Consider the following 21,001-nt stretch of genomic DNA (forward strand, 5'->3'; position numbering starts at 1 on the left):
TTCCTTCCGTCACGGCCTGGCCTGATTCTCCGACGCGAGCAACGGCTCCCACAACCGGCGCGCGAGGACACCGAAACGACTGGGATCGTCGAACCAGGAACGTTCGTCGTCGAGTGGCTTCGGGTCCGTGAGAGCACCGAGCGTCACTCCCGATCCGTGCAGGTAGCTCACGTGCCGATCCTGCCCGTCGCCGAATGCACCGCCGAAAGCCCGGCTCGCCGCGGTGATCGCCATCTCGACCGAGTCGCCCCGGTGCCGCCGCTCGGCGTATTCGGAAGACGCTCCGGTCACCATCGGCAACGGTGTCCGCAGTCCCCGGTCGCGCAGGTCTACGAGGCGCCTCAGTTGTTCCGCGGCGTCGGCGGGGGCGAGCAAGGTGGACCGCCACGCCGGCAGCCGCGAGCGGCTTCGCCCGGTGGTGACGGCCTGCCACTGCCCCGGCCGGCCGGACGCCGCAACGGCAAGCAACTGCACCCACGCGGTGAGTCGATGTTTGGGACCGAGCTTGGAGTACGTACTCCGGGCGACGACCGTGCCGTGCACACCGCCCACTGTGCCGGTGAATCTGCGCCCGTCCCCGAGATCGAAGACGACGTCGACGGTCTGTGCGCGTCCGGCATGGACCGGCGCACATGCCGCGACGAGGCCTTCGACCTCGTACGTCACGTCGTCGAGCACCTTCTCGCCGAGCGCATACGGGGGCAGCGTGCCGCGGCGCCACTCGGCCGCCCGGAAATCCGCGGCCGACATTCCCGCCAGCCGCGCTTCGAGCATGCGGTCGCCGAGGTTCCACTTTGCCAGCGGGTCGAGTTCGACATCGAGAGCATCCACGATGCCTTCGTCCAGCTCGGGGATTCGTACGCCGAGGCGTTGCCGCAGAAAGCCCTGGCTCGGGTGAACCAGGAAAGCGACGAGGTCGTCGAGGTCGACGTCCGTGAGCACCGGAGGAGCAAGCGTCTCCACCGCCAAACCGGACGGCGCTACAGGATCGCGCGAATGCCGTTGTGTTGCTCGGGCTCCCGCGAGTTCGGCAGCATCGAAACCGAACGGGGCGTCGGCCCGGAAGTTGCGGGGATCGAAAGGCTGCAACGGATGACGGCGCACGATCGCCTCGTCGTCGGCGGTCGTGCCGGCCATCGTCGTGATCACGTCGCGAATCTCCGTGAGCGGAATAGCCGGTGGCCGTGCGGCACCGGTTACTGCGTCCGCGCCGGTGTAGAACAAGAGAACCCGCTCGGTCGCGGACATCATGGCATCGAGAAGCAGCTGACGGTCCTCGCTGCGGGAATCCCGTTCTCCGACACAGGGGTTCTGTGCAAGAACATCGTCGCCGTCGATGTGCGCATTGCGAGGGAAGACGTCGTCGTCGAGCCCGAGCAGCACCACCACGCGATGAGGTACCGACCGCATCGGCACCATCGTGCACACCGTGAGTTCACCCGTGCGGAAATTGGCTCGGGTCGGGCGTCCTGCGAGGCGGCTCGCGAGCATGGCGCGCACATCGGCCAGCCGCAGTTCCGCGCCGCCCGCGTGCTCGACAGCGGCACCGATCTCACGGTGGGCCTGCGCGAGCTGCCATGCGTCGGCGGGCGCGGCATCGGTGAGCAGATCCAGCGCCTGCATGAGCGCGGCCGACCACTTCTCGGCCGGGTGCGGACCGCGGATCCCCAGCAGCGACACCGTGAGCCTGTCGATGTACTCGGCGAACCTGCCGGCCAGATCGATGTCGTTGCTGTCGACGTCGTCGAGGGGCAGTGCGAGAGAGAGCCATTCACCGCCGGACTCGTCGGCGGCGACGCCGAGGAGAATCCGGTCGAGGGCTGTCCCGAAGGTGTTCTGCGGGAAGTCGGCAAGACCGAACGGGCGGCGTTGCCACGTGCCGAGTCCCCAGCGTGCTCCGGTCTCGGCGGCCCATTCCTGGAGCCGTTCGAGATCGTCGTCGTCGAACCCGAACCGGCGCCGAACCGGGGCCGCGGCCGCGAGATCGAGCACTTCGCTGGCCGTGACGCGGGCGTCGGCGAGGCCGAGGAGGGTGTCGAGCACCGACAGGACCGGATTGGTCTGGCGCAGCCCACGATCGGCGAGTCGCACCCGCAGCGTGTGCCCCGGGTGCTCACCCACTCCCCGCCCGAACGCGGCGTGCACGAGAGGGGCATAGGTCTCGACGTCCGGGCACATCACGACCACATCGCGCGGCTCGAGAGTGGGATCGTCCTGGAACAGGTGCAGCAGACATTCACGAAGCACCTCGACCTGGCGGGTCGGTCCGTGACATGCGTGGATCATGACGGTGCCGTCCGCCTGCGCCGAACCCGGCTCCGGGGCGCGGTCCGCCCGGATGTCCGACTGCACTCGGCCGAGCAACGTGGCGGGCGGCTCGGGGGCCGCGTGGGTGATCTCGGTGGCCTCGAGGCCCGACAACCGCCTTTCGAACTCGCGCACGTCGCGTCCGAGCGCCGCGAGCAGCGGGTGACGGACACGCAGCGCGCTGTCGTCCTCGGCGCGACACAGCGGGGTCTTTCCGTCCGCGAGCGCAGTCCACATGGCAGGACTCGGGTGCGGAACCCACAGGTGGACGTCGCGGTGGGCACCGAGCGCCGAGACCACCGCGAGTTGCACCGCGTCGAGACGGGTGGGGCCGAACAGCGACACGCGGCCGGGCAGGCCGACGATCTCCGGTTCGGCACGCAACCGCGCGCACAGGGTGCCGAGTTGCTGGGACGGGCTGTCGGTGCCGATGCGGTCGCGCACGCGACGCCACAGTTCGGCCTGCCAGCGGAGGTGGTCGGCGAGCGGGGCGCCCGTTCCGTCGGTGTCCCGTCCGGCCGCCCACTCGGCGATCATGTCCGGACGTTGCAGTCCGTAACTGCGCAGGAGGTCGGCGAGATGTGCGGCGGTCGCATACCGGCGCCCCGCCCGATGGTCGTCGGCGCCGTGGCCGAGGTGCCGGGCCAGCGCGGCGCACCACGGCTCTCCGACCGAGTCGTCGATGACGTCGAGCACGGTCCACAACACTCGGGAGTGGAGCCAGGGGTCGTCTTCGGCGGTGGTGTCCGACGCGGCGGCGAGCACCTCCGCGACCAGCCGGGACGGGGACGGGAAATCGATGTTGGCGGCGACGCCGTCGCCGTGTGTTGCGCCCAGCACCGTGGACAGACGCTGTGTGAGCCAGCGTTCGATGCCACGAGCGGGCACGGCAACGATGTCGCGTGCGAACGGGTCGTCGAGCGGCGCCGTCAGCAACTCGCCGAGCGCGTCGGCAAGGATGTCGGTGCGTTCGGCACGGTGCAGCGTGAGCACGCGTGGGCCCCCTCGTGGTCGACTCGGTCGTCGCTACGGCTTACCACACGCGACGGACACCGCAACGATTGTGCAGGTCGGACGCGAGGACCGCCTGAGCGCACATACGAGACCCGAGGCGGGACCTGGCTCGCAGGACGGGGTGCAGTGTGGAAGAGGTCACTCGGGAAGGTCGAACAGCGGAATCTGGTCGCGCATCGTCAGGCGATCGATCTCCGCCCGGTATCTCTCGCCGAGTTCCTCGGCGACATGCGGCGGGCATCCCAGCTCGCTACCGATCTCTTCCCAGCTGTGACCGGCTTCGCGGCGCTCCCACGCGAAGCCGCCGTCCTCGTCCCACGGCGCCGACATGAACAGATACTGCACGTGCGCACGCCGGACCGCAGCGGAAATTCCGAACGAAAGTGTCGTGCATGTCCGGGGCCCGTGAACCGGGACCTCCCCGTCGTGCGGCGACGACGACGCGGGTCAGAGGCAGGCGACGAGGATTGCTGCGAGACCGCCGATCATGGCGGCGAATGCCATGCCCGCACCGAGGGATCCCATGAGGACACCTCCGGCGATACCCCCCAGCAGTACCAGGCACGCGAACAGTGCGGGGCCGGCCCAGGAGTGCTCGACGAACGCGGTCTCCGACAGGTCCGACGCGCTGCGACGCGTACCGGCGACACTCGGCTGCGCCCAAGAACCCGGACTATTGGGACTTTTCGGGCCTGCCAATGGGTTAGGGGGTACTACGGTCGTCATTCGCTGTCTCCAACTTTCGTCTCACTCGAGTGCCGAGCAGAACCCGGAGAGGCCTTGCGGCTCGATCTCGTAGATTCTCTGGCTCACCGACGTGCTGGGAGCTATGCCCCGGACGTCGCACCCCTAAACAACGCGCGCACGCCCCTGGCCCGGGAGACCGGACCGTGAAAGGAAATTTCTGCTGGGTCAAGAATACTCGATTGTGTCCTGCGTCACGCGATGTTCGGGATCCATCTCGTCGGGTAGCCGTTACAAGTGACATCGCTGGAGCCCATCGACCCCAAGTGCGAAGGAGCAACACACGATGACCCAGACCAACACCGCGGCGCTGCTCACCCAGCTCCGCACCTTGCACCAGCTCACCCACGCCGAAACCCAGGTGGCAGAGACCCGTGTCGCACAGGCCCGTACCGAAGCGGTGCGGCGGGAGCTGACCGAGAACGCTCAGAACTGCCGCGTCCGCGCCGTTGCGATCGAGGAAGCCATCCGCGAGCTCGGCGGGCTGCCCGACGTGATCGGCCCGGTCCTCGGCCGCGCGACCACCGCCGTCAAGACACTGACCGAACAGGCGCAGCCGTTCGACGAGGCACTGCTCGGTGACCTCGCTCTCGAACACCAGCTGCTCGACCGCGCCCGCTACGTCAAGGCGCTGGCGACGGCGGACGGCAACTCGTCGATCGTGTCGCTCGCGAACAAGCTCATCAAGGCTCACAGGGCGACTGTCGAGTGGCTGACCACCGTGATCGCCGAAGAGGCACTCGGTGGGCCCGCAGCCTTGCGGCGCACACCGCTCCAGGCGGCAGCCGGCGCGGCCGTGCGCTTGGTGAATACCCCGGTCAACTGGTCCACCCGCGGCCTCGACCGTGCCATCGACGCAGCCCGCTCGACCCGCCCGCGGATCGAGTCGATCCTGACACGCGGCGCACATGCCGGTGACGTCGCGGCCAAGACCCTCGGAGCCAGCCGCGATTCGGCTCTCGAGACTGCGGAACGGGTCAGCCGACGCGAGGGTGCGGACGGCACGGCGGAAGCCCTGCACCGGGTGCGCACCGCATCGGGTGTCCTCGCCGCGGACGAGTTGCCGATCGAGGATTACGACAAGCTCAACGTCAGCAGCGCCGTCGCAGCGGTGAAGGAACTCACCGAAGCGTCCGACATCCGCGCAATCGTTGCGTACGAGGAAGCACACAAGAATCGTCACGGCGTCGTATCCGCCGCCCAGACGCGCCTCGCGGCCATCGCCCAAGAGGTGCTCAGCTAGCCCGCACCAGGGCGCACACCCGAGCGAGTCGCCGGGGGCGGGGGGGCCGGGCCCGGGGGGTTGCGGTGGGGGGGGTGCGCGGGGGCCCCCCCCCCCCCCCCGCGGGCCCCCCCCCCGGCCCGGCGCGGGCGCGGCGGGGCGGGGGCGGGCCGATTTCCGTTCGTGCAGTACCTCGTGTCCACCGCACCCCGAATGGGTACGCGGCAGGACGAGGAATCAACCGGAGAGGACCATCATGACCAAGTTGCTTTTCGCGGTCTCCGCGGCCGACCACTGGACGCTGAGCGACGGCACGCAGCATCCCACAGGGTTCTGGGCCGAAGAGCTGGTCGAGCCGTACAACGTGTTCGACCAGGCAGGTTACGACATCACGGTCGCCACGCCGGGCGGACGTACGCCGGTCGTCGACCAGGCCAGTCTCGAGCCCGATGCGGCGGGCGGCGAGGACCGCGCCGCGGAGCTGAAAAAGGCATTGGAGGAGCTTCAGCCGACGCTGGCCGGCGCCGCAGTCCTCGAGGACGTCGACGCCGCCGACTACGACCTGCTGTTCGTCCCCGGCGGTCACGGACCCATGCAGGACCTCGCCGTCGACGAGCGGTTCGGTGAACTCGTACGTCACTTCACGGAATCGGGGAAGGTCGTCGCGATGGTGTGCCACGCCCCCGCCGCACTCTTGCCCGCGTTCGCCTCCGGTGGCCGCTGGTTGTTCGAGGGCTACAAGCTGACCGGGTTCACCAACATCGAGGAAGTACAGGCCGGACTGGCCGGCAAGGCACCGTGGCTTCTGCAGGACCGGCTTCAGGAAGCCGGCGCCCTGTTCTCCTCGGGAGACGCATGGCAGCCGCACCTGGTGGTCGACCGCACGTTGTACACGGGCCAGAACCCGGCCTCGTCGCGGCCGCTCGCAGAACGTGTGGTGAGCGACCTCGCTGCACGGTGAGCGCTGCGCCGTTCGGGCGGTGACCGCTCAGGCGGTCACCTTCCGGGCGAAGGCGATCGTGCGCGCGAGCGCGTCCCGAGCGTCGGGGGTGGAGAGGTCGAACTGGTACTCGTGTTCCAATTCCGGCTCGTGGCCGTCCGGGTAGAACAGCGAATCCACCTCGACGCCGAGGCCGGTCAGCCTCTCCGCGAACGGCCGGGACTGCGTCGCGGTGAGCGGGTCGCCATTGCCGCCGGTGATGTAGGTGGGTGGGAAGTTCGCGGTGACGAGATCGAGAGTCGACATCTGCCGCGCGGCCTCCGACTCCGCGAACTTTCGTTCCCCGAGGTAGGCCCACATCGCTTGCTCGACGCCACAGCGGATCAGGTCACTGCCGCCGCCCAGGGCAGCCACGTTGTAGATTCCGCAATTGAGAACCACCCCCCTGACCTGGCCGGACGCGAAGTGGGGACTGATACCGAGCCTGGCGGCATAGGACGGGTCCGTCACAGCCAGGGCGAGCTGGGCCGTCAGCTGAGCGCCGGCCGAATCTCCCGCCAGAACGATGCGCTCGGTGTCGATGTGGAGTTCTTCGGCGTGGTCGAGCAGGTAGCGTTGCGCGTCCGCCAGCTGTTCGACCGCAGCGGGATAACGGTGTCGCGGCGCGAGTGAATAGCCGACGGAGACGACGGTGAACCCGGCGTCCGCCAGGCGCCGGTAGTAGCCGGCGTAGTCGGCGCGGCTACCGGCGATCCAGGCTCCGCCGTGCACCCACACGATCGTCGGGAGCGCCGAGGTTGCCCCGGTGGGACTGTAGACATCAAGGCAGGCGTCCACGTCCCCGTCCCGATACCGGAGACCGCCGACGAACTGCGTCTCGGGGGCTCCCTCGTCGAGTTTCGCCGTGAGCCGCTTCGCGTCGCGCTCGAACACGGCCCGGACCACGAATGCGCCGGGAACCGGCGTCAGGGCCAGCGCGGAGTAACCCCGGGCGACCGCGTCGGCGATAGCCCCGACCATCCGTGGTCCGGCGCCGCGACGCGGAGTAGGGGCCGTATCTGTTTTTGCTTGCGACACCCGTGGCTCCTACTCGTCGTTACCGTGGAAACCCGCACCGTCCGGGACCCCACCGATCATGCCAAACAATGCGGCGGCGTCCCGGAACACGGCTGTCGGCGAGGCTGCACGCCACCGTCAGTGAAAAAGCCTGTCCACGAAGGCGTGGAGATTCTCGCGAACGCGCGCGATCTTTTCTTCGGGGCCGAGATCCTCGCGGTACCGGCTTCCGAGTGCGGGCTTCTTCTTGCCCCGCGCATACAGCGAACATGCCAGGTCGATGCACATGTAGGTGCCGAGGGTGTTGCCTGCGCGACCCGCGTCACCGACCTTCCCGGCACTCATCAAGGCGATCCCGCCTCGCGTGTGGGTGGTCAGGCACACCGTGCACATCTGCGACTTACCGGAACCGTTCGGTTCGAATCGCATCGCGATCCCGACGAGACCGGTCTCGCGGGGTACGACGATGTATCCGCGGCCTGGATACGCGGGGTCGGTCCATCCCAGGAAATCCAGATCCTCCCAGGGCCGGTCGGCGAGGTCGCGGGGCGCCGGCAGCCGCTTGGCCTCCCCTTTGGAGCAGTTGACGAACGAGGCTCTGATGTCCCGCTCGGTGATCGCGTCCATGCGGTGTCTCCTCAATCGTTTGCACGGCTAACCGAAGGGACGGTACGCGCGGAGGCCGAGCGGGGACAAACGTTTTTCGGTCCTCAGGCTGCCGGAACGGCGGAGGCGGCCACAGGAGCGTCCACCCGGGTGCGACGCATGCCGATCACGTACAGCGCAAGTCCGACGACGATCCATGCCGCGAGAGTGCACGCCGCCACGAGCCCGCCCGTTCCCTGGAAGTAGGCCGCGGAGCGCACGAGGGTCCCGGCTGCGCCGGGGGGAAGGATCTGGCCGAACGTGCCGAGCCCGCTCGGGAGCCATGCAGAGGTCGTGGAGATTCCGGCGAGGGGATTTCCGAGGAACATCATCGCCATCGCACCGATGGTGAAACCTTTGGCCCCGAACAGTTTCTGGAGCCCGGCCAGCGGGAACGCCAGTGCCGCAATCCCCATGGCGATAGAACCTGCCACTGCCCCGAATCCCGTGTCCACGCTGCCGAACGCGTAGGTGAGAACGGCGGCGACGATGGTCCCACCGACGGCGGCGAAGGTGAACAGCCCCGCCAGATACCAGCCGTTGCTGCGCGGGAGAATTTTGCGGAACGCGACGACCGGGACGATGCCGCCGAACACGAGAGGGAAGGCCAGTCCGCCGATTCCGACACCGGTGGGGTCCGACGCAGGCAGCGGGACCACGTCCTCCACCGTGACCGGCGAGGCCGTCACCTGGCCGACAGCGTTGGCCGTACCGGCGAGTGTGCCGGAGATCGTGGCCGAACCGGCACTGGCAACCAGCGCGTGCACACCCGACTCTTCGACGACGAACCCTCCGACGATCTCTCGGTCGAGGATGGCGTCGCGCAGATCCTGTTCCGAGTCGTACCGCTGGGGTGTGTAGGCGTCGGGAGCGGCGGTCACGAGGGCCTGCTCGAAGTCGTCGACGACCCCCGACGTCCCGGCCAGGCCCACGCTCAGGTCGTGCGCCCCGCTCTTCAGCGACGGCATGATGAAGACCATCAGCAGGAGAACAAGGATCACGCCGAGGCCGGCGGTCATACCCAGCAGCATGAACGCCGAGTGAGGTGTGCGCTTGTTCACGACGGTGGACGGGTCCGCGTCACGAGCGGGCGTATCGGCGGTGAGGTGGGACATCGACTCTTCTTTCACAACGAACCCGGCTATAACCGGATGACATTCCTCCGATTATAGCGGAAGATAACCCTCCGGTTGGAGATCTGGTGTCAAATGGAACACGACCCGTCCCTCGTGCAGCCATCACCGGCACCCGACGAAAGAGAACTCATGCGTTCCGATGCCGCCAAGCGTCGCCAGGCGATAATCCGGGAAGCACGGCGCCTGTTCGCGGCAGAAGGAAGCGACGTCGCGCTCGAGCACATCGCCGAGGCCGCGGGAGTGGGGATCGCCACTCTGTACCGCAACTTCGACTCGCGGGCCGCACTGGCCGACGAGGTCTCGCTGTCCATCCTCGGCGAGATCCAGGACGCCGCCGACGAGGCACTCGATCTGATCGGCAGCGCTCCGGACACCACATGGGTCGACTTCGTCCACCGGCTCGTGGATTTGGATCTGGGTGCCCTCGCCGCGGCACTGGCCGATTTCGTCGCAGACGAGATCTCCGGGCCCGTCCGGGATTCACAGGCGCGAACGCTCGCCGGGGTCGAGAAGCTGCTCGCCGCCGCGCGATCCGAAGGACTCGTCCGTCCGGATCTCGGCGCACTCGAACTCGTCCTCGCGATCGGTATGATCACCCGCCCCCAGCCCGACGCGATTCGCCAGGCGACGCCCGGCCTTGTGCCGCAACTCGTTTCGATATTTCTGGCGGGGATGCGGCCGTGACACACACCGCGTGAGAGATCTCACCCGCCACGACACGTCGGACAAGTGGGACAATAGAAGAGTCGGCTCGCGGGCTCCGGCACGTCCATCCGTATGGGTGCGGCGCCCCGTGTCTGCGTCACTGCGTTCCCCCGCAGATGGCACGACAATCGTCTCGGTGCCGCGATAACGCCCACCGGACGGTCGATTCCGACACCCGCGTGCACAAGAAAGCAGTCCCCATGCAGTTCTCGACCGGTCAAATCGTTGTCCATCCCCACCACGGCCCAGCAACCGTCACCGAGATCTTCGACCGGACGATCAAGACCACTCGGCTGTCCTATCTCCGGCTCGCCATCCACCGGTCCGATCTCACGATCGACGTACCCGTCGCCAAGGCGGAGGAACTCGGGCTCCGGGAAATCTACGACACGACGGAACTCAAAGATCTCTTCGAGGTTCTCCACGCACCCACACCCCCCGAAGACAACGGCTGGTCGCGCAGGTTCAAAGACCACCAGGACAAGCTGAGGCTCGGCGACCTCCTCGTCACCGCAGGCGTCGTCCGGGACCTGACTCGCCGTGAGCACCGGTGTGGCCTCTCATTGGGTGAGACGAAGATGCTCCGGTCCGCACGCAACGGCGTGCTCACCGAGCTCTGCCTGGCGCTGTCCATTCCGGACGAACAGGCCGAGACGCTGCTGGACTCCGCCATCCTCGCGCCCCGGCCTGCCCTGGAACAGCAAGCTCTCGCTGCCGCCGGCTGAACAGGCGGACAACCCTTACGCGTCCTGCGCGCGCCCTCCCGACCGCCGTCCGTTCATACTCGGCTCTCCGACGGTTCGTCGCCGGCGCTCCCGGGCAGCGCGAGTCCCGGCATCAGCTGCTGCAGCGTCGCCTCCCAGTGGCGAGCCCGGTCCGGGAAACACGCCGTGAGCACGTCGACCATGGCGGCAGGCGCGACGGACGCGCCGGGTGACGCCCCCAGCAGACCCGCGATGGAACCGTCCGCGCCGGTGACGATCTCGGTTCCGAACGTCAGCACTCCCACCTTGCGCCGATGCGGCTTGATCAGTTGTGCGCGCTGACCCGCGTCGATCGAGTACCAATCGCCGGGCGACGCTGCCGGATGAAACCGTTGCAACTGGCCGAACTTCCGTTCGGGTGTAGCCAGAAGCTGTCCGACGAGGTAGCGAACCAGCGACACGTTCTGGAGGCCCACCGCGAGAAGCGAACAGATGTTGTGCAGTCGAATCGTCGTGAGCAGGTCGGTAAGCCGCCCGTGTTTGAGCAGACGCGTACTGAAGGTCGCGTACGGGCCGAACATCAACGCGCCGTGGCCATCGACCACCCGCTTGTCGAGGTGCGGCACCGACATCGGCGGGGCGCCCGAGTCCGCCTGGCTGTAGACCTTCGCGTCGTGACGGGCCACGAGATCGGGGTTGTCGGTGCGGAGGAACTGCGCTCCTATCGGGAAGACCGCGTAACCGCGAACCTCCGGGATGCGTGCCTTCTGGAGGAGTTTGAGTGCGTACCCTCCTGCCCCGACGAAGACGAACCGGGACCGCACCGTGAATCGGTGGTCCCCGGTGTTGCCTCGCCCCGACACGGTCCATCGTCCGTCTCGATCGCGGCGTAGCCGCGTCACCTCGTGGCCGGTCCGAACTTCCGCGCCGGACTCGCGCATTCCTTGGAGCAAACCCTGTGTCAGGGCGCCGAAGTCGATGTCGGTGCCGCGCTCGTCGCGGGTGGCCGCGACAACTCCGGACCCGGTTCGACCGTCCATCAGCAGCGGTGCCCATCGCGCGATGATGTCGGGATCCTCGGTGTACTCCATGTCCGAGAACAGCGGCGACCGGCGCAGTGTTTCGTATCGTTGTCGCAGATAGCGCACGTCCTGCTCCCCGAACACCACGTTCATGTGGGGTGTCGTATTCGTGAACGACGCTGCGAGAACACCGGATTCGACGAGTGCCCCCCAGAACTGACGAGAGATCCGGAACTGCCGCCCGATTTCTGCGGCGCGCGACGGATCGCCGGGATCGGGCATGTAGTTGAGTTCGCAGAATCCCGCGTGGCCTGTTCCGGCATTGTTCCACGCGGCGCTGCTTTCGGACGCCGTGTCGTCGAGGCGTTCGAGAACGAGGATCGACCAGTCGGGCTGGAGCCGGGTGAGCAACGCCCCCAGCGTCGCGGACATGATGCCGCCGCCGATCAGTAAGGCGTCGTAGATCTCCGGTTGTGTCGGCCCACCGGTGGCGCGAATCTCCTGCACGTCTGCACACCTGCTTCCGTATCGAGGTCCTTCCAGAGTGCGCGCCAGGTGACCATTCCGTCCAATGACATAGTCGCTGGAATATGATCCGGATATGGATCGGTTTCTCTCGGACGAGACGGCCTCGGTAGTGCCATTGCTCGCTGCGTTCGACGCGGCAGCGAGAGAGGGGCACATCACGCACGCCGCGGACAGGCTGGGCGTGCCGCAGTCGTCGGTCAGTCGCCGCATCAAAGCCTTGGAGCACACGATGGGCGTATCGCTGTTCCAGCAGGTAGGACGCGGAGTGGCGCTGACAACGGCCGGGCGTGAACTGCACGCGCGCACCCGGGAGACGATCCGGGAACTCGACGACGCGATCAACACCGTCCGCAGCCACGCCGATCCCGACAGTGGGATCGTCCGGTTCGGCTTCCCCCTGACACTCGGCCCGGTCAGCGTCCCGTCGCTCCTCGCCGAATTCCATCGCGACGCCCCGCGCATTCGCCTCCACCTCGTTCAGGCACACGGTGAAGCACTGGCGGCGATGGTCCGAGACGGCCGACTCGATCTGGCCGTGATGATCCCGCCACCGGAGGATCTCGTCGTCACCGTCCTCGGCAGTCAACCGTTGTTGCTGCATGTCGCCGACACCCACCCGCTCGCGGAGCGAGACCGCGTCGACCTGGGCGAACTCGCCGACGAACACTTCATCGCCGGCCCACCCACCTACCACGTCCGCACCGAACTCGACAATTACTGCCGCGCAGCCGGATTCGATCCCTACATCGCGTTCGAGATCAGCGAGTTCGACACGATCCGCGCACTCGTCGCAGAAGGACTCGGCATTGCGCTCCTGCCGCGAGCGGAGATCCCACAGCCCGGTGTCGCGACCGTGCAGGTGAGCGGCATCGCCGACCGCCCGATCGGACTGGCGATGGGCACACGCCATCCCTCCCCCGCGGCCCTTCGGCTGCACACACATGTCACGACACGGGCACAGTGGCCGCCGGAACCGTAGCCCGACCGGAACCGAACTGCGTCGTGCGCGGCCGTAACAGCCCCACCCGAACACCGATATCCCGGAAAGGACAGCACCCGCCCGACCGAAGGAATACGGATGTCGACGCAACCTCCCCCCGATGGGTATGGGTACGGGTACGGACCGCCCCCGTTCGAACAGCCACCCCGGCGGCCGAAGTGGCCATGGGTTGTGGGCGGAGTGATCGTCGTTGCACTCATCGCGACTCTCGCCGGACTCGCCGTCGTGCTCGTTCGCAACTCGGCCTCCGAGGCCGAGGAGACGGCGGCTGCCGGTTCGCCGGCACGCACGGTCACCGTCACCGCCGGCTCGCCTCCCACGTCGGCACCACCGCCGGCAGCGACCGAGTCTGCGACTGTGGAGCCACAGACACTGCCGACCGACGGGATCTTGAAAGTCGGGGTGGACATCGCACCGGGCGAATACGCAGTACGTCCCACCCGGTCCTACGGCGGTTACTGGGAGCGCCTGTCGTGCTTGACAGGCGACTTCACATGCCTGCTGGCCAACGACAACGTGGAGGGCGACAGCTACGTGGTCGTCCTTCCGGGAGATGTCGCACTGCGGATCAACGGCCTCGAACTCGTTCCGACGGGCAATCCCGCCCCCGGCACGGCACCCCCGGCCGCGGGACCCGCACCGTCGAGTCCCCCGCTCGACAACACGGACGGCCAAGGTTTCGTCGGCGTGCCGCAGGCACGCTGCAATCACACCAACGCCGCCGTCTTCGCCGGACAGACCACCGAGTCGCTTGTTGTGGTCTGCGAGACCGGAGTGGGACGCTTGTACTACAAAGGGGTCCGACTCAGCGACGGAGCTGCCTTGGAGATCGACGATCCCGTGGCGTCGGGGAACGGTTTCACCGCGACCAACGACGGTGTGCAGTACCGCATCTCACCCGACGCACTTGTCATCACCGAGGGCTCGTCGCTGCTCGGCGAGGAACCGATGCTCCAATACTGGACCCGGTAGCGCTGTGCCACGTATTCGTTCTCACATCTCCGGAACCGGTAGTGGTCGGTAGTAACCGACAAACGGCGCCGGTGGGTCAAGTAGATTTCTCATCATGGCGAAGAACGAAATACCGCACCAAGATCTCAACCTTTCCCACATCGGCAAGTACGTGCGCGTGGACCTGAAGAACACGGTCACCGAGCACGAGACCCTGGCGGCAGGTGTTCTCACGCGCATCACCCATCACCTGAGCATCGAAGAAGACAACGCGCCGATCACCCGGATCACCGTCGAACTCGCCGGTACCGACGTGGACTTCGCGCTGCGCGACGACTGCCCCGTGCGGATCGCGGACAGTCTGAAAGAGTTGTTCGGCAACACCTGAGCCCGGCCGAGCGCACGGTCCCGGAAGGTCCCTGAACGGCCGCCCCGGGGCCGTGCCGCAACGGGAGCGAACGGACACCGTGAGCCCGATGGTTCGTCCGCCGCCACCGGCGATCTCTCCGAAGCCTCCCGACGCCGCTAGGATCCAGCGCGAAACGGAAGCCGGGACGCGACCGTGGCCGTCCACCGACCGACGACGACCGCGCCGATGATCGCTCGCCGCATCAGATTCGCCGCCCCACGCCGGGGCATCCCGGCGATATGATGCTCCATCGTCGCCGGAGACTCGGACCTGTTGTCCGCCAGCATCTTTGTCACATACACAGCCGCGAGCTGGTGTGAATCCATGGCACTGTGACCCAGGATCGGTATCGACACCAGCACCGCGCGGGGTACCAGATCTACGATCTTTTCTGCGATCGGAGGTGGTGTCCGCAGGTCGCGGCCTCCGGAGATCACCGCGGTCGGCCACGAGAATGCCGGGATCTGCGCGGGAAAGTCGAAGGGTTCCCCTACGAACTCCGGATGCCGCGCCGCGGCAGCCGCGAAAATCTCCTGCTGGTCGAGCAGTTCACCGTCGGGCGGTAGCCCATATCCGAGCTCGCGGAAAGCAATCCGCGAAACAAGATCGGGTTCGAAGAAGAACGGTGCTCCTCCCCCGTCTATCTCGGCCGAGCCGGCGTTTGCCATCCGATTCCAGATGCGCCGTAACCGTCCGTTGCTCCGCTGGACGAGTAACTCCCGGAGAAGGTCCGGACCTCCGTACTCGTATGCGATCTGCACGACCACGTTGATCTCCGGCTCCGGCACCCCACGCGCGAGCGCGGTACGCAAGGCTTCGACTACCGGCGCCAGATCCGGATCGGTCGCTTCGAGAAACAGTCCGCGCCGGTACGAGCGTGCACCCTCGATGTCATCCGCAACGGACAGCATCGGCGAATCGAGGACCATTCCCACCACCCGATCCGGATACCGAACCCCGAAGCCCTGTGCAAGGTACGTGCCGTAGGACGAGCCGTAGACGATCACACGCTCGACCCCCGCATCATCGAGGACCGCGGCGAGATCCTCGACCACGTGGTCGACCGTGACCGCTTCGCTCGGCAGCTCGTTGCCGTGCAGATCGCGGCGCGACAACCCGACACCGCGATGCTCCATCATCAGGACGTCGAGTCCTGCATGCTCTGCTCGACGGCGCAAACTGCGATAGGGCAGGACGGAAGCAAGTCCCGGTCCGCCGGGCACCATGAGCACGGGAACTTTCCCGCGTGGGCCGGTCCGGACGTAGGCCAGCGGAAATTGTGTCTCGGTGCCGTCTCCGACCGGTCGCATCACTTCGTGCCCGTGGCTACCGGCGATCTTGCGGGCCGCCCTCTTCAGCACGGTCGCCTGGAGTGAAGCCATGTGCCCACTCAACCACGACGGACCGCCGTGCGAACAGAAGTGCTCCGAATCAATACTCGACATGTCCGTTGTGCGACCAATACAGTGGCGCCCGTGAAGCCGCGCCCGAGACTTCTCCCCTGCGCCGACGTTTCGACGAAGTCGCGTACCTCTTGTTCGACTCTGGGACTGCGCTGCATCGGGACGGATCTCGTCCGATGACGGGCTCCGGCCACTGGGGTCTGGAACACGGCCCTCGAACGGGCGAAACGATCGTCCTGCTCCACGGCAACAATGCCGGGGGCTGGATGTGGGGCCCGCAGATCGAACGCCTCCCCGAGCGTCATCTGCTGACCCCGGATCTACCGGCGCTCGGCGAGCGCTACGGGCTGCGGTGGCCGGGGATGCGCGCTGCCGCCGACGACATCGCCGAGATCGTCCGCAAACACGCAATCGGCGGAACCGCGCACGTCGTCGGCCTGTCACTCGGTGGGTTCGTCGCCGTTCATCTCGTGCATCGTCACCCCCAGCTCGTTCGCAGTTGCATGATCACAGGCGTTGCGTTCACCGGGCTGACGTCGCTCGAACGCTTCCTCATCCCGCCTCAGATCCCGTTGTGGCGCAAACGTTGGTACTGGCGAGCACAGGCTGGGGCGTTCGGCGTTCCGGCCGACGGGAGGGACCTGTACGTCGAATCGGCAGTCCGCGTCTCCCCCGACACCAACCGGCGCATCTTCCGCGAGGTCGCCGAAAGCTCCATCCCTCCGGAGCCTTTCGCGTACTCCGGCCCGATATTGGCTGTCGCGGGCGAGAAGGAACAGCGCTCCGTGCGTGACGCCTTCCCCGCCCTGGGGAAAGCGCTCCCTCGACTGCAGACGTGGGTAGCGCCGGGGATGCACCATCCGTGGAACGTCGAAGATCCGGACCTCTTCACCACGGTCCTCCGCACATTCGCCGAGACCGGGGAACGGGAAGCGGCCGACGAGACCACCCGCCGCAATCCCTGACGGCGGGTCTCGACCCGCATCGCGGTGAGCCCGACCGACGGTGGGATCATTACCAGGTGCCGATGCCCTCACCGCTCCCCGTCAGAGACGGCGTGGGACCGACGCGGCTGCAAGTACCGACTTCAGGGCCGTGGGAGACGATCGCCGAGTACACGGTGACGAGATTCGGCCATCTGGACCCCGACGAGCTGTACCGGCGGTTCGATGCGGGCGCGATCGTGGGCCGCGACGGCCACCCGATCGGCCGTCACACCGCGCTGGGTGTGCATCCTTTCGTCTGGTACTACCGCGACCTGCCGGCCGAGGAGCCGATTCCCTTTCACGAGGAGATCCTGCACACCGACGACAACCTCGTCGTGATCGACAAGCCGCACTTTCTTCCGACCACCCCGGGCGGTCGGTACCTGCGCGAGTCAGCACTCGTCCGCCTGCGGCTCCGTCTCGACAACCCGAACCTGACTCCGATCCATCGTCTCGACCGCGCGACGGCCGGCGTGGTGATGTTCTCTGCCCGGCCCGACACTCGCGGTGCGTACCAATCCATGTTCGAGAAGCGTCAGGTCACAAAGGTCTACGAGGCGGTGTCGACCCAGCCGACGTGGTGGGACGCCGACGCACCGGCGCTCGGCGAACACACGCTTCCCGTCCTCTACCGCAACCACATCGCGGTACATCGCGGAGAGCTTCGGGCCGTCGTCGACGACGTTCGTGAGCCCAATGCCGAGACGTTGATCGATGTGTGTGGGACCGGCATGAGTAACTCGGGACGTGCTGTGCTGCACACGATTCTGCGTCCACGCACCGGACGGATGCACCAGTTGCGAGTGCATCTCGCGGCGCTCGGGGCCGGCATCCTGGGCGATCGCTGGTATCCCGAACTATTGCCCGAGGCACCGGACGACTATTCGCAGCCTCTCCAATTACTCGCGCGGGAAGTCGAATTCACCGATCCGCTGACGGGCGCCCCGCGCCGATTCGTTACGCGCCGCACGCTGAGCGAAGCGCCTCGATAGAAGGTCGTGGACGGTCCGACCGGACCGGTTGACGCACTGCCTCGGGCCGGCGACCCCCTTCGGCTGCGGACCGACTTCGTGGAAGTCATCTGTTTCTGCGTCGGGCGCGGACGGTCGTCGCGCCCGAGCGAGCCGATGTGCACCCTTGCAGTGATACCGGTAGGGGGTATACGTTGGATTGCGCCACATACCCCCGGCGGGTATAGGCAGAGGGACGACGATGACCGTCGGCGAGACCAGGCGACCGATATGGCGTGCGGGCACCGCGAAACGTCCGTGCGTGAGAAGATCGGCGAGATCGCCGGTGTCGCAGGCATCGAGGTCCTCGCCCGAACCGGCAGGCTCGTTGTGAACGCGGACAGCCCGATCGACGACGAGAAGGTCCTCGCCGCTGTCGAGAAGCCGGCTACACACCGAGGAGGCTCTGATGAAGACCCCAATCAAGCTCGCGCTCTTCGGGGCCGGACTGGTGGTGGCTTTCGGTGCGGTCCTCGGACTTGCCAGGGTCGTCGGTTCCGACAACGTGGCAGGGTCGGGCACGAACATCAGCGATATGCACGAGCACCACGGAGAACATGACGGCGGTGCGACCGGTCACGACCACGCGGCGGACGGCGGCGCACCACCGCCGGGTATACGAACGGCGATCGACCCGAGGTACCCGGTCGGCACGACGGTGCTACTGACCGCGGATCACATGCCCGGCATGAACGGCGCGCAAGCCACCATCTCCGGAGCGTTCGACACCACGACCTACTCCGTGAGCTACACCCCGACAACCGGCGGCGAGCCTGTGGTCGACCACCGATGGGTCGTCCACGAAGAACTCGACAACCCCGGCCCGGCGCCGCTCGCCGATGGGACCGAAGTGGGACTGCAGGCCGAGCACATGGGAGGAATGAACGGCGCCCGGGCGACGATCGACAGTTCCACCGACGAAACCGTCTACATGGTCGATCTCGAAGCCGATGGCATGGAGATGACAAACCACAAGTGGGTCGTCGAAAGCGAGATCACGCCCGCGCGGTAACAGCCGCTACACGTTGAAGCGGAACTCTCTTCTGGGAGTTTGCAGAGATTGACGAATACAAAGAAGCGCGCCCTACCTGCGGGTATGCCGGTTGGCGATGTTGGGGACCGAGGGTGGTTCTCGAACCTACTGCGGACGCACTGCGGACGGAACCACTCCCCCACGCGCTGCGTCCAACCTGACATGACTACCGACGAGGTTCGGATACTGCTGCGAGCCATGGGAATACTCGAGCACGCAGAACTACGCGACGCCACCTGCCCCGGCAGAGACCTAAACCTGCACGGTCAGAACGGGCTGTCACTCCGATGTCACATCGACGCCCAACTGCTCAAGGAGAAGTGCCTTCTGCTCCACAAACGCATCCTTGTCGATGACCTGCAGGACTTGCATTGCGGCGTTTATCCGCCCCGTAATCCACCGCAACATGTAGACGTTCTCAGTGTCCTTCTCGTACTCCTCCTTCCACTGGCTATGTGCAGAAGGAAGTATGTCGTTGACGATGTAGTCACGAACAATCTCGACACGCGCATCGCTTTCGGCCATGGCGGGAATGTACTCAGATTCGACACCGCTCAGAGCGGCTTCCGCGAACCCCAGCGGTGCAGCGGGCGACGGGGCGAGCAGCCATATGCGCAAGGGCGGGCTGTTCCCCCAGAGGAAGGGGCGTCAGCGGTCGGTGGAAAAAACGACAGGGGGAGCGCTCGCGTATGACAGCGGTGGCGCCCTGACACCCCCCAGTTCACTTCCGTGGGGTAGCTACAGGCTGTCGGTGCCTACAGGGATACTGCAAACTCCCCCGTCGAACCGACGAGCACACCGGAGGACCCATGCCAGCGAACTACCACAGCTACGTCAACTCACCGGCATGGGAAGAACGGAAGATCGCGTACTACGCCAAACACGCACGTCGGTGCAAGGGCTGCGGCACAACCGACGACGTAGACCTGCACCACCACACCTATAAGCGACTCGGCGCGGAACGTGACACCGACCTCGTGCCCGTATGCGAGTCCTGCCACGACACCATCCATCGACTCCACAAGGAACGAGGTGGGTCGCTCACGGCTGCCACGTTCGATGCATTGCGATTCCTCAGCGACGAACGGACACCACAGCCAAGGGCACGGAGTGAGGAGTTCATTCCCCGAAACCAGCGAGGCTCGACGCGGGACAGCTCCGGTCGAGTGATCTCAACCGCAGACTGGAGAGAAGGAGCCATGCGGAACGTCCGGTTCCGTTGATCGGGCGGCAGCGACGCTCTCAGCGCTTGCCGTACCACACAGACCAACGAACACGACTGGCTGCACATCCACCCCCGGATACCGAACGCCCCGAGTCACCGTCTACCTCGAGTCGACCTTGCGGCAGTCGTCACTCTGTACACCACCAATTCCACTGGGCACCAATCCGTTACCGGCGGTCCGCGACCTCTTCGAGGAACGCCACCTCGGCATCATGCCAACCATCCCGAGTACCGAGTTCCCACAGCATCCGGCCCCGACGACGCCCGGCAGCGCGGTGCAGCTGCTCGAGCTCGCGCCGGATCTCCGCAGCCGACATGCCGTCGACACCGCGGTGCACCGGATGTTCGGCCGGCATCCGCTGCGACGTCAAATGTCGGATACGGTCCAACTCCACCGCGGTAAACTCCCGCGGCCCGTCGTCCCGGCGGATGGGAGCAGCAACACGCGCCACTATGCACCCCCGGCGGAACGATCCCAGCGAGAGCGGGCAGCACGCACATGACGTTGCGACTTCGCCGGCCCCTCCCCCTCGGGGTTCAGCTTCCCGATCAAGTCGACCACCTGCTTATCCAGCATCCGCAATTCAGCGGACAGCTTCACCACCACCGAGGGGTTCGGCTCGTCGGCTTTGAGCGCGGAATCGAGCAATTTCCGTACCTTCTCGGCCCGGTCCACGGTTTCCCCGGCCCGCTCGAGGGCGGCTTCCTCCTGCTCCGACCACACCAGCGTCTGCCCGATATCGGTGCTGGTCCGGGCCAAAGCCTCGTTCATCGAATCGACCAGCCGCTTACCGGCGGCTGTGCGAGGTCTGCGCATCGGATCATGTCCTTCCTTGGAGTTCTGGTTGCACTGCGTCCTGCCTGGGGCCCTATGCCTTCCGGGGGAAATTTGGGCCGGGCGGGGGGTATGCAGGCCACCCCTGTTGCTGGTCAGAGCAGGCCGGGGTGTCGTGGTGGGGGC

At 66.7% G+C, this 21,001-nt stretch carries 21 protein-coding genes; 10 read left to right on the forward strand and 11 right to left on the reverse strand.

The features are described from left to right. Positions 1-9 precede the first annotated feature (9 nt). The 3 genes from recC to TVH25_RS06070 form a co-directional block, all read right to left on the reverse strand. Positions 10-3,300 (reverse strand): exodeoxyribonuclease V subunit gamma, encoded by a 3,291-nt coding sequence (gene recC / locus TVH25_RS06060; RefSeq protein WP_422423586.1) that lies wholly within the window; start codon positions 3,298-3,300, stop codon positions 10-12. Between the two features lie 159 nt (positions 3,301-3,459). Then, positions 3,460-3,651, reverse strand: a complete 192-nt coding sequence (locus tag TVH25_RS06065; RefSeq protein WP_169621575.1) for a hypothetical protein — start codon at positions 3,649-3,651, stop codon at positions 3,460-3,462. A 117-nt stretch (positions 3,652-3,768) separates the two neighbouring features. Next, positions 3,769-4,047 carry a hypothetical protein gene (locus TVH25_RS06070; RefSeq protein ID WP_169621574.1) on the reverse strand — a complete coding sequence of 93 codons (279 nt, stop codon included), beginning with the start codon at positions 4,045-4,047 and terminating at the stop codon, positions 3,769-3,771. A 304-nt stretch (positions 4,048-4,351) separates the two neighbouring features. On the opposite strand from TVH25_RS06070, the gene TVH25_RS06075 reads away from it, so the two are divergent. Beyond that, positions 4,352-5,308, forward strand: coding sequence for a ferritin-like domain-containing protein (locus tag TVH25_RS06075; RefSeq protein ID WP_422423587.1), 957 nt, complete (start codon positions 4,352-4,354; stop codon positions 5,306-5,308). A gap of 235 nt (positions 5,309-5,543) precedes the next feature. Next, a complete protein-coding gene (locus TVH25_RS06080; RefSeq protein WP_169621572.1) occupies positions 5,544-6,248 on the forward strand; it encodes a type 1 glutamine amidotransferase domain-containing protein in 705 nt (234 codons plus the stop codon). A 27-nt stretch (positions 6,249-6,275) separates the two neighbouring features. Here the strand turns inward: TVH25_RS06080 and TVH25_RS06085 are convergent, their stop codons facing one another. From TVH25_RS06085 to TVH25_RS06095, 3 genes are all read right to left on the reverse strand, one after another. Further along, positions 6,276-7,247, reverse strand: a complete 972-nt coding sequence (locus TVH25_RS06085; protein ID WP_296549479.1) for an alpha/beta hydrolase — start codon at positions 7,245-7,247, stop codon at positions 6,276-6,278. Between the two features lie 174 nt (positions 7,248-7,421). Continuing rightward, positions 7,422-7,910, reverse strand: coding sequence for an FBP domain-containing protein (locus tag TVH25_RS06090; protein ID WP_169652484.1), 489 nt, complete (start codon positions 7,908-7,910; stop codon positions 7,422-7,424). Between the two features lie 83 nt (positions 7,911-7,993). Next, entirely contained in the window at positions 7,994-9,043 is a 1,050-nt protein-coding gene (locus tag TVH25_RS06095; RefSeq protein WP_422423588.1) for an ABC transporter permease, read from the reverse strand. A 150-nt stretch (positions 9,044-9,193) separates the two neighbouring features. Here TVH25_RS06095 and TVH25_RS06100 point away from each other — a divergent pair, with 150 nt between their 5' ends. Together TVH25_RS06100 and TVH25_RS06105 are read left to right on the forward strand one after the other, a co-directional pair. After that, the gene (locus TVH25_RS06100; RefSeq protein WP_422423589.1) at positions 9,194-9,748 is read left to right on the forward strand and encodes a TetR/AcrR family transcriptional regulator; all 555 of its coding nucleotides are present in this window, start codon (positions 9,194-9,196) and stop codon (positions 9,746-9,748) included. A gap of 221 nt (positions 9,749-9,969) precedes the next feature. Then, the gene (locus TVH25_RS06105) at positions 9,970-10,494 is read left to right on the forward strand and encodes a CarD family transcriptional regulator (protein ID WP_422423590.1); all 525 of its coding nucleotides are present in this window, start codon (positions 9,970-9,972) and stop codon (positions 10,492-10,494) included. 53 nt (positions 10,495-10,547) lie between these two features. On the opposite strand, the gene mqo is transcribed toward TVH25_RS06105, so the two are convergent. Continuing rightward, a complete protein-coding gene (gene mqo, locus TVH25_RS06110) occupies positions 10,548-12,002 on the reverse strand; it encodes a malate dehydrogenase (quinone) (RefSeq protein WP_422423591.1) in 1,455 nt (484 codons plus the stop codon). A gap of 94 nt (positions 12,003-12,096) precedes the next feature. On the opposite strand from mqo, the gene TVH25_RS06115 reads away from it, so the two are divergent. From TVH25_RS06115 to TVH25_RS06125, 3 genes are all read left to right on the forward strand, one after another. Further along, positions 12,097-13,002, forward strand: a complete 906-nt coding sequence (locus TVH25_RS06115) for a LysR substrate-binding domain-containing protein (RefSeq protein ID WP_422423592.1) — start codon at positions 12,097-12,099, stop codon at positions 13,000-13,002. 201 nt (positions 13,003-13,203) lie between these two features. Beyond that, positions 13,204-13,995 (forward strand): hypothetical protein, encoded by a 792-nt coding sequence (locus TVH25_RS06120; RefSeq protein WP_422423593.1) that lies wholly within the window; start codon positions 13,204-13,206, stop codon positions 13,993-13,995. 94 nt (positions 13,996-14,089) lie between these two features. Continuing rightward, on the forward strand, positions 14,090-14,362 hold the full coding sequence (locus TVH25_RS06125; RefSeq protein WP_169621565.1) for a hypothetical protein: 273 nt from the start codon (positions 14,090-14,092) through the stop codon (positions 14,360-14,362). Positions 14,363-14,499: 137 nt separating this feature from the next. On the opposite strand, the gene TVH25_RS06130 is transcribed toward TVH25_RS06125, so the two are convergent. Next, positions 14,500-15,765, reverse strand: a complete 1,266-nt coding sequence (locus TVH25_RS06130) for an alpha/beta fold hydrolase (RefSeq protein ID WP_378527270.1) — start codon at positions 15,763-15,765, stop codon at positions 14,500-14,502. Positions 15,766-15,962: 197 nt separating this feature from the next. On the opposite strand from TVH25_RS06130, the gene TVH25_RS06135 reads away from it, so the two are divergent. The 3 genes from TVH25_RS06135 to TVH25_RS06145 all read left to right on the forward strand — a co-directional run bounded on the left by TVH25_RS06135 (position 15,963) and on the right by TVH25_RS06145 (position 18,794). Next, a complete protein-coding gene (locus TVH25_RS06135) occupies positions 15,963-16,751 on the forward strand; it encodes an alpha/beta fold hydrolase (RefSeq protein WP_422423594.1) in 789 nt (262 codons plus the stop codon). A 62-nt stretch (positions 16,752-16,813) separates the two neighbouring features. Next, positions 16,814-17,764, forward strand: a complete 951-nt coding sequence (locus tag TVH25_RS06140; protein WP_422423596.1) for a pseudouridine synthase — start codon at positions 16,814-16,816, stop codon at positions 17,762-17,764. A 427-nt stretch (positions 17,765-18,191) separates the two neighbouring features. Next, the gene (locus TVH25_RS06145) at positions 18,192-18,794 is read left to right on the forward strand and encodes a YdhK family protein (RefSeq protein WP_169621561.1); all 603 of its coding nucleotides are present in this window, start codon (positions 18,192-18,194) and stop codon (positions 18,792-18,794) included. Between the two features lie 300 nt (positions 18,795-19,094). Here TVH25_RS06145 and TVH25_RS06150 read toward each other — a convergent pair whose 3' ends face one another. From TVH25_RS06150 to TVH25_RS06160, 3 genes are all read right to left on the reverse strand, one after another. Continuing rightward, complete coding sequence (locus tag TVH25_RS06150) at positions 19,095-19,340, reverse strand: hypothetical protein (protein ID WP_422423597.1); 246 nt, start codon at positions 19,338-19,340, stop codon at positions 19,095-19,097. An 867-nt stretch (positions 19,341-20,207) separates the two neighbouring features. Further along, positions 20,208-20,411 carry a hypothetical protein gene (locus TVH25_RS06155; RefSeq protein WP_422423598.1) on the reverse strand — a complete coding sequence of 68 codons (204 nt, stop codon included), beginning with the start codon at positions 20,409-20,411 and terminating at the stop codon, positions 20,208-20,210. 80 nt (positions 20,412-20,491) lie between these two features. Next, positions 20,492-20,857, reverse strand: coding sequence for a hypothetical protein (locus tag TVH25_RS06160; protein ID WP_422423599.1), 366 nt, complete (start codon positions 20,855-20,857; stop codon positions 20,492-20,494). Between the last annotated feature and the right edge of the window lie 144 nt (positions 20,858-21,001).

This window comes from Rhodococcus sp. 7Tela_A2 (assembly GCF_049311045.1).
Lineage (GTDB): Bacteria > Actinomycetota > Actinomycetes > Mycobacteriales > Mycobacteriaceae > Rhodococcus.

Coding starts and splice junctions, on each gene's coding strand:
- TVH25_RS06130 (WP_378527270.1), bottom strand. CDS start 15,765: ATGGCTTCACTCCAGGCGACCGTGCTGAAGAGGGCGGCCCGCAAGATC.
- TVH25_RS06145 (WP_169621561.1), top strand. CDS start 18,192: ATGAAGACCCCAATCAAGCTCGCGCTCTTCGGGGCCGGACTGGTGGTG.
- TVH25_RS06070 (WP_169621574.1), bottom strand. CDS start 4,047: ATGACGACCGTAGTACCCCCTAACCCATTGGCAGGCCCGAAAAGTCCC.
- TVH25_RS06135 (WP_422423594.1), top strand. CDS start 15,963: ATGACGGGCTCCGGCCACTGGGGTCTGGAACACGGCCCTCGAACGGGC.
- TVH25_RS06085 (WP_296549479.1), bottom strand. CDS start 7,247: ATGGTCGGGGCTATCGCCGACGCGGTCGCCCGGGGTTACTCCGCGCTG.
- TVH25_RS06115 (WP_422423592.1), top strand. CDS start 12,097: ATGGATCGGTTTCTCTCGGACGAGACGGCCTCGGTAGTGCCATTGCTC.
- TVH25_RS06105 (WP_422423590.1), top strand. CDS start 9,970: ATGCAGTTCTCGACCGGTCAAATCGTTGTCCATCCCCACCACGGCCCA.
- TVH25_RS06100 (WP_422423589.1), top strand. CDS start 9,194: ATGCGTTCCGATGCCGCCAAGCGTCGCCAGGCGATAATCCGGGAAGCA.
- TVH25_RS06125 (WP_169621565.1), top strand. CDS start 14,090: ATGGCGAAGAACGAAATACCGCACCAAGATCTCAACCTTTCCCACATC.
- TVH25_RS06090 (WP_169652484.1), bottom strand. CDS start 7,910: ATGGACGCGATCACCGAGCGGGACATCAGAGCCTCGTTCGTCAACTGC.
- TVH25_RS06065 (WP_169621575.1), bottom strand. CDS start 3,651: ATGTCGGCGCCGTGGGACGAGGACGGCGGCTTCGCGTGGGAGCGCCGC.
- TVH25_RS06080 (WP_169621572.1), top strand. CDS start 5,544: ATGACCAAGTTGCTTTTCGCGGTCTCCGCGGCCGACCACTGGACGCTG.
- TVH25_RS06095 (WP_422423588.1), bottom strand. CDS start 9,043: ATGTCCCACCTCACCGCCGATACGCCCGCTCGTGACGCGGACCCGTCC.
- TVH25_RS06160 (WP_422423599.1), bottom strand. CDS start 20,857: ATGCGCAGACCTCGCACAGCCGCCGGTAAGCGGCTGGTCGATTCGATG.
- TVH25_RS06150 (WP_422423597.1), bottom strand. CDS start 19,340: ATGGCCGAAAGCGATGCGCGTGTCGAGATTGTTCGTGACTACATCGTC.
- TVH25_RS06140 (WP_422423596.1), top strand. CDS start 16,814: ATGCCCTCACCGCTCCCCGTCAGAGACGGCGTGGGACCGACGCGGCTG.
- TVH25_RS06075 (WP_422423587.1), top strand. CDS start 4,352: ATGACCCAGACCAACACCGCGGCGCTGCTCACCCAGCTCCGCACCTTG.